Origin of the sequence: Lysinibacillus parviboronicapiens (genome assembly GCF_003049575.1) — a bacterium.
Lineage (GTDB): Bacteria > Bacillota > Bacilli > Bacillales_A > Planococcaceae > Lysinibacillus > Lysinibacillus parviboronicapiens.
The window spans coordinates 1-10762 of the sequence record NZ_PYWI01000054.1; the positions used below are offsets into that span (position 1 = coordinate 1).

The window sequence follows — 10762 nt, forward strand, 5'->3', positions numbered from 1 at the left end:
ATGCCTTGGTCGAAAAATATTCAAGCGACATGTGCAAAATAGCCATCTATTTGAAATAATTTCAGATAGATGGCCATTCGTCGTGCGTACCGAAAAGGTGCGCTTATTTTTTTATTTCGGGCTTACAGTCTATCTATCCTTTCCATTTAAAATTATTATTCACTAGCTTTCTTTTAATCTAGGTATTCATTTATTTTTCAACATTTCTAGAAATAAATTATTTTTACTCTTTTGTAGGGTCAAATTACCACGTACCCTTCATTTAAATTCATAGATTAGAAGTGTAAGGCTTAGCGCTAGCATTACAAAAAAAATTACAAAAAGGGAGATTGAATGATGAAAGATAGTAGATACGGAAAACATATGAATTGGGATTATAACAAAAAGATGGCTAAAGATGAAAAATTCAAATGTTGGTGTGAATGTGAAAAACACGAAGAGAAACATGATAAATGCAAGTGTGACCACAAGAAACACGAAGAGAAACATGACAAATGCCATCATCGCAAACATGAAAAGGTATTTATCGATGTAGATGTAGAAGTCGAAGTAGATGTTGACGTGGAAGTTAAAAAGCGTTGCAAGAAAAAAGACAAAGATTATGGCCACAAAGACGATTATTACTATGAAGATGAAAAGTGCTCATATAAAGAAGAGAAATCTGACAAACACCGCTGCAAAGGTTGCGCTTGTAACTTCTTAAAAGGCTTAGAGCCTGGTACTTTAGTAGACGTTTTCCTATCAGGTGGAGGCAGTTTCTTAAGTCTTACTTTCATCAACTTGGATCCAAAAAGTTGTTGTGCATACTTCCTTGAACTAGATGCTGCTGCTGCAGCTACACCAGTTGTCATTGACTGCCAAAAAATTGACGCTATTAGACGCGCTGAATAATTCAAGCTACCATTATAAAGGCATAAATATTGCATTTATTTTTAATAATATACCTATATAAGTTGCCAGGCTAACACTTCTATGTAGCCTGGCAATTTCATTATAAATCGGAATCGCCGTGAAGGATTATTAGCTCCATGGCTTAAGAATAGGAGATTCAAATAAAACTCTTGCAGGTCCTGCAAGTGCAGGAATTAATATTGTTTAAAAACAATGTCTCTTTCCTCTAACCAATTATAGAAAATATTAGACACATAAATAAGAAAATAAAGAAGACCCCCATCACAGGTCTTCTTTTTAGTTTGTTTATATCTCCAGTAGTACGTCTATCCTTTTATTAAAACTATATCAGAAAAACAGTATCTTCTCTAAGGTTTCCACGATAATGTAAGGGTCTATTGAAGAGTAGAAAAAAGCTCAGGCTCAAAATTAATTGAGTACCTGGGCTTTGTCTTAATAATGATGATTTAATCAAAGTCATTCTCTTCTTCAATTTTTCGAATTACACCAGTCTTTGCGTTTACTTCTACTTCATAAATCTTATTTTGAGAAGTCAAAATGTATATTTCATACACTAATGTACCGTTTTCCATATCCATGCCATAGTGTATGATTTGACCAGGCACTCTTTGCACGGCAATCTGCATTGCTTGTTGTGGAGTAATTCTTTGACTATATGAAGGCATCACCATAATTATATCCTCCTCTTTCTGCATACGTGCTCCTATATTATGCAAGAACGAAGATAACTGTTATTACTTTTTATTACTAACGTCTTTGCTGATTAGTAATATACAAACCAACCAAACAATCAGTTTTCATTGTACCATTCTGTAAATCTTTCAAATGCGATTCTTGAATACCTTCCTTAACAGCCTGTGCAATAAAGTTTTCTGTTTCAATTTTCATAGCCGGTAAACACTTTAATTTATTTCCTCCCTTTTGTCTTCAATTTATTTATTGATTATCTGAATTAAGCACCCCCTCGCATCGCTTTACAGATTTATTTGTCAGTGATTGTCGCATACTCATGGAGATTTTTGCACAAGCTATTTTTCGACACCAGTTTAAGGGAGTGATTTATGTATGGGAGATTTTATCCACACGCAGTTTTGGGAAATGATAATTAGAGTTATATTTTCTTTTTTTGTGCTACTTATTCTAACTAGAATCCTCGGAAAAAAACAACTTAGTCAACTCACTTTTTTTCACTATATAACAGGTATAACACTTGGTTCTATCGCAGCTCAAATTGCATCACAGGCTCAAACAAACTTTTTAGATGCACTTATTGCACTAGTCTGGTGGGGGGTTTTAACATATATAATGACTATTGTTACCATTAAATCTACGAAAGCTCGTGTCCTCATCGATGGTAAGCCTACTATAGTTGTACAAAATGGACTTATTTTAGAATCTGCCTTAAAGAAAAATCGTCTGCATATGGATGAGTTAACAATGATGTTACGCGAACAAGCTATTTTCTCTGTACAGGAGGTTCAATATGCATTACTTGAGCCAAATGGTAAACTCAGTGTTTTGCAAAAGACTTCTGAACAGATTGCTACGAAACAGGATGTTAAAGTAGATGTATCACCGCCAACCTACTTACCAACAGAAGTGGTTTCAGATGGCCAACTTATTTACGAAAACCTAGTAGAACTTAAGTTAACAGAAGATTGGCTAATAAAAAAGTTAAAAAAGCAAAATATTCAATCTGTGGAAGATGTCTATTTTGCTCAAGTTCAAACAAATGGCTCCTTATATATCAGCCTGAAGGATAAAGCTAGACATTCAAGCCCTTAACACCTTGCTATATCAGTAATGACCGACCACACTTAGTAGGACGCCGTTGAATAGGCATATAAATGAAAAACGTATATATAATAAGGAAATAAAGAAGACCCCCCATCACGGAGTGGTCTTTTTCTGAGATATTTAAACTGGAGCACTCGTTATTTTAAATGCAAAATCTTAACTAATGGTTATCGTCTTGATTACCATTTTGGTTATCATTTTGATTTTGATCTTGTTGTTGTTCAGAAGGTTCTTCAGTTGGATCTGGCTCCTGTTCATCATTAGGTGTACCACATCCGAACAATAACCCAGTAGATAGTATCGCTATAAACGTACCTAATATTATTTTTTTCATGTATTCACCTCATTTAAGGAATTTTTATTCCCCTTTATTATTGTCTGAATTTTTATTACGTATACGGTATTTTTTTGCAGCATACCGAGTTAGATTTAAAAAAATAATATAAGGGAACAAAATATCCCTTAAAACTTCCATCAATAGTTCCATTGCAAACTATAGGATATTTTTCAAGTCTAAATGAAGTTTACAATGTAAATACTGAAAAAGTATTACCAATCGCTATGAAGTTCCCAGTCGAACTTTCGCAAGTCTCCCTCAAAGTCATAGCGATTGGTCCTTATAACTTATAGACCAAAACAAAATTTGTTCAGGTCTATAGAAGAATTAAAGTTATACCTTATTATTTTGATGAATTACCAGTCAAATTATTAGCTACAGCTTGTAATGGTTGCTTCATCTGTTGTGACGATTGATTTGTTTGCTGTTGTGAAGATTGGTTCATCTGTTGCAAAGGCTGAGTCATTTGTTGTAGTGGTTGTATCATTTGTTGTGCGTTTTGTAGATTTAATTTATTCGAAATATTTTTTGTGAATTGTTGAAGAGTACCATTTTGTAACCCTCTAGCTACGCCAAAAATTGCAGTTCCTATCGCACCCCATGTAAGAAATTTCACTTATGAAAACCTCCTTCCTAAGATTTTTGAAACAGGTTTAGTATTGGAAATCAAGCTAATACTATACTGCACATTTTTTGGATTATTCTTTTGTATCTCGAATTATTTACATATCTACTTTTAAAATTATTTTTTTGTTTAAATTAAACTTGGCTAGTAAATACTAAAATTTATAAGGGGGAATCGCTATGAACCGAATGGAATAACCACTTTATCCAACCCCTATAGTTCATAGCGATTACCATTCAATCCAGTTTTCTAGATTTGGTCCATTACATATTTCTGCTCGACTATCACGTTCTTTAAGCCAGTTATAAAACGGTACTGGGCGCTCTCTATTCTGAGTTTCTTCTATAATCTCTGCGTTAATGATATTTTCAAGCATACCGATAAGAGTTAAACTGCTGTTATTCAAAACCATGATACGATAGCTCATACGGCCACCATATCAGGTGAACAACGAAAAGTTGCCCAAAACAGCCCTTCATTTACGATTTGCTCAATATTCTCACTCGATATAAACTTGGCCATGTACGCCCATTTTTGATCGTTATCAAATATCAATCGTTCTTTGTCCGTAGACTTAAAATACGCACGTAAAGCACGGCAAGCATCATAATACGTTTGATTCGGCAACGGCGAAAGGAGAAATTGTATACGGATTTCAATATCCCCGTCGCTGTTATCTGCGATCACTACACTGCCATTCATTTTAGGAAGCTTAATAAATGAATCGCTGAACTCACCAAAAAGTGGCCTTTCGGTATCCATCACCTCTAGCCCCACTTGCGAACAATGGATATTTTTAAAAGTTACATCGCACATACTATTTCCCCTTTCTGTCACGTTGTTGTTGCTCATAAATTTGACGTGTTATTTTTTTAATATCAGCTTCTTCACGGATAACAAACGTAGCGCCTTCAAGCATACGTTCGTAATTGTTGTGGATCACCTGTTGTTCCTGTCTTCCTCCACCTGCTGCATCGAAGATTTCTTTCCCGATAGCGCCAAGTACACGCTCATTTAGTGGTAAGATTGCTTCTGGTCCTGCTTCGCCTACACCATGTAAGCCAGAGTTTGTATTGAATAATGTCGGCTTATTGAAGACGCCGCCTTTTGCGTGCCACTGAATATCTATCTTGGGCAGTCCTTCCCCAAACCAATCTAACGGATTGATAGAACCTTTTATTTTAAATTTCGGGACTTTCAGCTTTGGCCATTCAAAATCGAATTTAAAGAAACCCTTTATGGCATCAATTGCTTTTTTAACGGCATCTTTCGCTTTTTCGATAGGCGTTTTGATTGCCGTTAAAATGTTATTCCATACTTCTTTTGTCTTCTTCCATGTTTCGCTAAAATCAGTAAATTGCTTTATTTTATCCCAGCTATCTTTTACGAATTTTACTGCTTGGCCTACTGGTTCGGTTATAACTTTCAAAATCCATTGCCAGATTTTTTTTAGGAAGTCGCCAATCCAACCAAATATTTTCTTTGTGGCTGCCCATATCTCGTCCCAGTATGCAATAACGGCAATAACTACTGCGGCCACTACAGCAACAATAGCTAAAACAGGCGCTGAAATAGTACCGATAGCTGCAACAATAGCGCCAGATGCCACGCTAAACGCTGTAGACAATGCAGGCCATAACATCATCAATCCGTTTATAATCGGCATTAAGGCGACGACAGCTCCGCCAAGTGTGCCAGTCACGCCTATAATTCCAACAATGGTAGAAACTAAGACGGGATTTTCTTTTGCAAAACTAGCAATCCCACCGACTACTTTAGCAATGACATCTAACAATGGGTGAAGTGCCTCTTTTACATCTACAGCTTGCCTTAGCTCCGTCATTGGGTCCGAATCGAGTTGATCGGTCATTTCTTGAATTTTCTCTTGGCCTTCCGCTACAGTCACTTGGCCACTTGCTACATCCTTTAACACACTAACAATGGAGTCACCCTGGTCTTCCCACATCGTTCCGAAAATCTCTACTCCTATGGCTTCGCGTAAAGTAGCATCTTCAATCCGTGACAGCCATTGTGCCATTTCGGAAAATGCTTTAGAGCCTTCTTCTCCACCTTTTGCAACAGCTTTTCCCCAACCTTCCAGTTGAGAAAATAAAGCTTGTACAGCTGCGCTATCGGGTGGATCTTTCGCTATGGCCATCTTTTCAGCATTCATTGCTTTAAAGGACTCTAATTCTGCTTTATGCGCTTCTCGTGCAGCGTCCATTTCATTCGTTAGTCGTTCGCTTAACGCTTGCTTGCGATTATTATGTTCTTCTTTTAACGCATCTAATTTAACTTTATTTACTTCTCTAGCGGCTTCAATCTGTGCTTTATTCGATTCACTAAGTGCTTTTAATTCTTCTTGTTTCTGTTGTTGAAAAGCTTCTTTCTGGGCATTCTGTCGTTCTTTTAAAGCTTCCTTTTCGGCATCTGTTTGCTCTTTTAGCTGCTCTTTACGTTCATCAATTTCCGTTTTAAGGGCTTCTTTTTTTGCATCAGATGCTTCTTTCACGCTGTCCTTTTGTTCTTTTAAAGAATCAATTTGCCCTTTACGTTCTTCTCGTACCTTATCGATACGTAACTTCTCTTCGAAATCCCGTAAAGCGCGCATAGCTTCTTGTCGTTCTGCACCTGTTTTTGCATTATTTACTCGCAACGACAACTCTGAACGTTTTTGGGCGTTTTCTTGTTGTTTAATTGCTTTTTCTTCGGCTTCGGTTTTTGCATTAAGTGCATTGATTTGAGCATCTAAAGCTTTTAACTGATTATATTTTTCTTCATCGATCAACTTCATGCGCTCTTTATATTCATTATCGATGATTTTAATTTTTTCTTCGGATGCTTTTTCAAACGCCCGCACTTCAACTTCTAACGATTTTTCTAAGGCTCTTTGTTGCTTCTCATAATTTTTTACAACTGCATCATATTCTGCGTTGAGTTTCTTTTCTAAACCACGTATTTGAGTCTCGTAATTTTTAGATACAGCGCTATACTCTTGATCTAATTTTTTTGACAGTGCAGTTTGTTGTTGGGTATGGCTTTTAGAAAGCGCCTTTTCTTGATTGCTTAATGATCTCGAAAGCGCATCTTCTTGCTTTGTAAATCCGGCTTGCATTGTGGAAAACTGTTCGTCGGACATTTTTTGTGTATGACCAACAACGTCTCGAATGGCATCTTTCATGGATTCACTTACGCCACGACCCATTTCAACCGCGCGAATACGTCCTTCTTTTAATCCGTCTAGTAAATTGTCAATATTCCAGGATTTTTCTTGAGACGCTCTTGTTAATATATTTTCGATTTCTTGCGCATTGTAGCCCGCTCGTTTTAATTGCACACCATATTCTGAAATAATATCTAGCTGTTCAGGTGGAAAACCGATTTTTAGTACGCGATTAATTAAATTGGTTGCTTCGATATTCGAAATGCCAAGTGCTTTTCCAACCTCGTTGGTTTCCTGAATCAATTCAGTAAAATCAATGCCACTGTAAGCCCTGGTAATCACAGCTGAACCATTTACGACCTCTTGGTTTGCTTCGTCTGTTGCATCCTTATTAAGCGCCCATTGTCTGCGTACACCCTCTAATGCTGCCTCTCCATCAACGCCATACACTTCCACATCTTTAACTGCTTGACGTACAGTATCCTTTGACGATTCAGGTACATCAAAAGAAATTTTAATGGATGTATCTAGACTTGCACTATCCAGTGCCTCTGACACAGCTGTACCAATACCCACGGCTACAACCGCCGCGCCTGCCATAGACTTTAAACTATCCGTAAGCCCATTCACTTCTTGTTCGGCTTCGTTTGCGTCTTCACCAAGTCGTTCCAAATCACGTCGGATTTCTTCGATATTGGAACCGTCTAATCTGGATAATGCGCGTCTAATCTCATCTATATTTGCGGATGTGCCTTGTGTTGCGCGTGAAATTTGCTCAAAGGCACGGTCCAAATCCTGCGCACTTGCGTGCCCTTGATTAATCGCGTTAACTATGTCAGCACCGATAACATCCGCAAACTCGTTGACGGATCGGCCTGTGACTTGCATTAATGAACGTAATTGATTAAACGCTCTTTCTTGTGTTTCAATGGCTTGACGAGTTTCAGTAATCGTATTGGCCATCTGTTGTTGTGCTATACGGTTACGTTGTAATTGTGCTTCTAACTGTTGTGCTTCCCTTGAATTTTCTCCGTATGCTGCTCTTGCGGCTTGTAACTGCTGTGCAGTTTCTTGTGTCTCACGTTGCATAGCTGCATAGATAGCTTCTAAGCTACTTAATTTAGCTTCCAACTTTTGCGACTCAGTAGCTGTATGTTTCATTCCTTCTTGGTGTAGTCGCATAGCTTGCTGTAAGCTTTTTACTTCATCTGCCGTTGTACGTGAAACGGTATTTAAGGCTCGTAAATTATTTTGTACGCTTTCAATACTTGCGCCGTTATCTAATTGAGATAATGCATATCGGACCTCGTTAACATTTGCGGATGCGCCTTGTGTAGCTTGAGCAATTTGAGTAAACGCTCGATCTAATTGATTGGCACTTGCTGATCCATTTTGAATCGCTCTAGTTAAATCACGGCCCAGTAAATCAGAAAAATCACTAACCGATTGGCCAGTGACTGTAAATAAATTTTCTAATTGTCGTAAAGATTGCGTTTGGTCTGCTTGCGCTTGCTCCGCACGCTATAATGCTTGTTGTGTAGCTGTAATAGCGTTCGCTGCTTGTTGTTCGGCAATTTGATTTCTACGTAATTGTGTCTCAAGCTTCTTCGCTTCTTCTGAATTTTCTCCCCACAATGCTCGTACTTCTTCTAGCTGCCTTGCGGTTGCTTCTGTTTTTCTGCGTGCCACTTCATATATTTGTTGCAAGCTGCCTAATTTTGATTTCAGCTTTTCAGAATCAGTAGCGTTGTGCTTCATCTGCTCTTGTTGGAGCTTCATCTGTTGACGTAATGACGCTGTTTCTTTATTCATTTCCGTCACTGATTTATTAAATTCTTGGTTGTATGCCTTAAAGGTTATTTGTACTTCATTGCTGTTATTTGCCACATCATCACTCTCCTATCAAGCTGTTACTCCACCCGTCGAACGCTAGTTTGTTTGCATATATACGCTCTACCGCTGCAATTGGGCTATGCCAAAAGGTTTCGTGGTCGATGTCTGCTATTAATACATAGAGGGTATATAAATCCTCCACATGCTTGATAACTAGCTTTGGTAGCGGTGTTTTTTTTTAGATTTCTTTGTTTGCTTGTGTAATGCTTGCGCAAATTCATTCGATTCAGCAAGTAATCCCGTTATTAAAGTGGCATAAAGTTTAATCGTTTCAGTTAAAGGTTGATGATACACGTCTAAAAATTCTTCGAAAGATAATCCTAAATTTTTATTTGCGCCAAGCACTGCTAAATAAATAACAGCTATTAATTTTTGTTCATCGAATGCATTCAATAATTCAAGTGAATTTCCCTCATCCTCTTGAGAAATAAGTGTTTCAAATCCTTTTATTTTCAATAAATCCTCAAATAAACTAGACGCTAACAAGCCCATGTCATAGCCTTTTTTTACCGCAGCATTTGTTAAAAAGGCAGGATGTACTTTTGCATTTACAAAACGTCTTTCAAATTCCCCGTCGACCTCAACAATTTCTACTTCCTTTAATTCGACCTTTTGTATTTTCATGTGATTTCCTCCGATTTCATAAAAAATAACAACACCCCCGTATGGGTGTTGTTTAGGCGTAAAGTTTTATTTAAAGTAATTCTAAAGATCATATTCTATAGTAAATGAAAAGAAAGCATATTGAATAAAGATTAATCAATATGCTTTCTTTCTGGGTAATTTAGTATTAAGTTTTAGTTTGTTTTTAGTAGCTCTTCTTCAACTAAAGCACCCCGTTAGCCATCCATGAAGCGCAAAAATCAGCACTTCACCACAGAAAATGAAAGATGATTAAGTTCTTTCATGGGAGTTTAAGTACGTTTTTTCACAAACTATGTTGATTTTACATAATTAATTTTATTCATTACAGGAATGCTGCCCTTTTAGTTGAACAAGAAAAAAGTGCTGCCTAAGTAACCCAATGATCTTAAACTAATGCCTCCGTTCGGATTATAAGGTCAGCCAGAGAAATCTGGTTGACTATTTTTTATTCAATTTATAGATTGATAGTAGCCGGGGTAGAACGGAAGCTCCCGTGGGACTTGATCCCGACAACTAAACTGTTCGCCCTCTACTTGTTAACACATGATTAGGCTGGTTGGGACATAGTGATCCCGTATAACAAGCGAAGATATGAATAACAAGCTAGATAGAGGTTACCGGTCAATACACTACATGAGGAGGAGATAAACTATGAATCCAGTAGTAGGTCTGGATGTCGCAAAAGGTGAAAGTCAGGTTCAAATGTTCTTGGATAAAAAAATGCCCTATAAAAGCAGTGTGAAGATTGAACATACGGTGGAAGGACTTGAAGAGTTACACTCTTATTTACTAGATTTAGAGCGTCAAACAGGGTTAAAACCACCTGTTGTATTGGAATCAACAGGTCACTATCATGCCCCAGTTGTACAATTTTTAGAAGCTAGAGAATATATTGTCATTATCGTCAATCCGCTCGTTTCATACCGAGCGAAAAGCTCTAGTTTACGAAAAACTAAAACAGATGCAATTGATGCCTATCACTTAGGTGAACTGTATTACAAAGAGGATTTAGAGCCTCAGAAAAAGCGTGGTATTCAGCTTTTAAACCTTCGGCATCTGACAAGGCAACACGAAAATATGACGGGAATTATGGTTCAAACAAAGCTACAATTTCAAGCTGTATTAGATCAAGTTTTCCCTGAGTATAAAGGAGTTTTTGGTGATTTGTACGCTGAGATTTCATTAAGGACTTTACAGTCCTACCCTACATCTGAATCAGTACTAGACGCAGGTATAGAAGAGATTGCACAATTTATTGATAAACATTGTAAAGCACGTTCATTTAATTGGGCGCATGAAAGAGCTGAAGTATTAATCGTAGCTGCAGAACGCAACCCATTTCAGTCAACGCTTTATCAAAGCCTTCTCGTCAGTCTGAATATGTATATTG

The 10762-nt window shown here is 37.4% G+C and carries 12 protein-coding genes; 3 read left to right on the plus strand and 9 right to left on the minus strand.

Features of this window, described 5'->3' with window-relative positions; translation table 11 throughout:
- The first annotated feature begins 333 nt into the window (after positions 1–333).
- Positions 334–891, plus strand: a complete 558-nt coding sequence (locus tag C9J35_RS22225) for a hypothetical protein (protein ID WP_235616406.1) — start codon at positions 334–336, stop codon at positions 889–891.
- Between the two features lie 467 nt (positions 892–1358).
- Here the strand turns inward: C9J35_RS22225 and C9J35_RS22230 are convergent, their stop codons facing one another.
- Together C9J35_RS22230 and C9J35_RS23830 are read right to left on the minus strand one after the other, a co-directional pair.
- Complete coding sequence (locus C9J35_RS22230) at positions 1359–1583, minus strand: PepSY domain-containing protein (protein WP_201262106.1); 225 nt, start codon at positions 1581–1583, stop codon at positions 1359–1361.
- A 76-nt stretch (positions 1584–1659) separates the two neighbouring features.
- On the minus strand, positions 1660–1800 hold the full coding sequence (locus tag C9J35_RS23830; protein WP_167396042.1) for a hypothetical protein: 141 nt from the start codon (positions 1798–1800) through the stop codon (positions 1660–1662).
- Between the two features lie 177 nt (positions 1801–1977).
- Between C9J35_RS23830 and C9J35_RS22235 the strand changes: the two genes are divergently transcribed.
- Positions 1978–2697, plus strand: coding sequence for a YetF domain-containing protein (locus C9J35_RS22235; protein ID WP_107926999.1), 720 nt, complete (start codon positions 1978–1980; stop codon positions 2695–2697).
- A 172-nt stretch (positions 2698–2869) separates the two neighbouring features.
- Here the strand turns inward: C9J35_RS22235 and C9J35_RS23835 are convergent, their stop codons facing one another.
- From C9J35_RS23835 to C9J35_RS22265, 7 genes are all read right to left on the minus strand, one after another.
- Positions 2870–3043: a hypothetical protein gene (locus C9J35_RS23835; RefSeq protein WP_167396043.1), complete on the minus strand. Its 174-nt coding sequence runs from the start codon at positions 3041–3043 to the stop codon at positions 2870–2872.
- A gap of 346 nt (positions 3044–3389) precedes the next feature.
- Positions 3390–3662 (minus strand): hypothetical protein, encoded by a 273-nt coding sequence (locus C9J35_RS22240; RefSeq protein ID WP_107927001.1) that lies wholly within the window; start codon positions 3660–3662, stop codon positions 3390–3392.
- Positions 3663–3900: 238 nt separating this feature from the next.
- Positions 3901–4098 (minus strand): hypothetical protein, encoded by a 198-nt coding sequence (locus C9J35_RS22245; RefSeq protein WP_054770038.1) that lies wholly within the window; start codon positions 4096–4098, stop codon positions 3901–3903.
- Entirely contained in the window at positions 4095–4523 is a 429-nt protein-coding gene (locus C9J35_RS22250) for a distal tail protein Dit (protein WP_107927003.1), read from the minus strand. The genes C9J35_RS22245 and C9J35_RS22250 overlap by 4 nt, the downstream gene beginning before the upstream one ends.
- A complete protein-coding gene (locus C9J35_RS22255; RefSeq protein WP_107927005.1) occupies positions 4489–7995 on the minus strand; it encodes a tape measure protein in 3507 nt (1168 codons plus the stop codon). Before C9J35_RS22255 ends, C9J35_RS22250 begins: the two co-directional genes overlap by 35 nt.
- A 360-nt stretch (positions 7996–8355) precedes the next feature.
- Positions 8356–8721 (minus strand): hypothetical protein, encoded by a 366-nt coding sequence (locus C9J35_RS22260; protein ID WP_054770033.1) that lies wholly within the window; start codon positions 8719–8721, stop codon positions 8356–8358.
- Positions 8722–8880: 159 nt separating this feature from the next.
- Entirely contained in the window at positions 8881–9351 is a 471-nt protein-coding gene (locus C9J35_RS22265; protein ID WP_107927007.1) for a hypothetical protein, read from the minus strand.
- A gap of 672 nt (positions 9352–10023) precedes the next feature.
- Between C9J35_RS22265 and C9J35_RS22270 the strand changes: the two genes are divergently transcribed.
- On the plus strand, positions 10024–10762 hold a 739-nt coding region (locus C9J35_RS22270), incomplete at its 3' end, for an IS110 family transposase (RefSeq protein ID WP_153062986.1).

What these genes read in the sequence shown, in the direction of transcription:
- C9J35_RS22235 (WP_107926999.1), top strand. Translation starts at nt 1,978, where the DNA reads ATGGGAGATTTTATCCACACGCAGTTTTGGGAAATGATAATTAGAGTT.
- C9J35_RS22250 (WP_107927003.1), bottom strand. Translation starts at nt 4,523, where the DNA reads ATGAGCAACAACAACGTGACAGAAAGGGGAAATAGTATGTGCGATGTA.
- C9J35_RS22245 (WP_054770038.1), bottom strand. Translation starts at nt 4,098, where the DNA reads ATGAGCTATCGTATCATGGTTTTGAATAACAGCAGTTTAACTCTTATC.
- C9J35_RS22225 (WP_235616406.1), top strand. Translation starts at nt 334, where the DNA reads ATGATGAAAGATAGTAGATACGGAAAACATATGAATTGGGATTATAAC.
- C9J35_RS23830 (WP_167396042.1), bottom strand. Translation starts at nt 1,800, where the DNA reads ATGAAAATTGAAACAGAAAACTTTATTGCACAGGCTGTTAAGGAAGGT.
- C9J35_RS23835 (WP_167396043.1), bottom strand. Translation starts at nt 3,043, where the DNA reads ATGAAAAAAATAATATTAGGTACGTTTATAGCGATACTATCTACTGGG.
- C9J35_RS22265 (WP_107927007.1), bottom strand. Translation starts at nt 9,351, where the DNA reads ATGAAAATACAAAAGGTCGAATTAAAGGAAGTAGAAATTGTTGAGGTC.
- C9J35_RS22230 (WP_201262106.1), bottom strand. Translation starts at nt 1,583, where the DNA reads ATGGTGATGCCTTCATATAGTCAAAGAATTACTCCACAACAAGCAATG.
- C9J35_RS22255 (WP_107927005.1), bottom strand. Translation starts at nt 7,995, where the DNA reads ATGAAACATACAGCTACTGAGTCGCAAAAGTTGGAAGCTAAATTAAGT.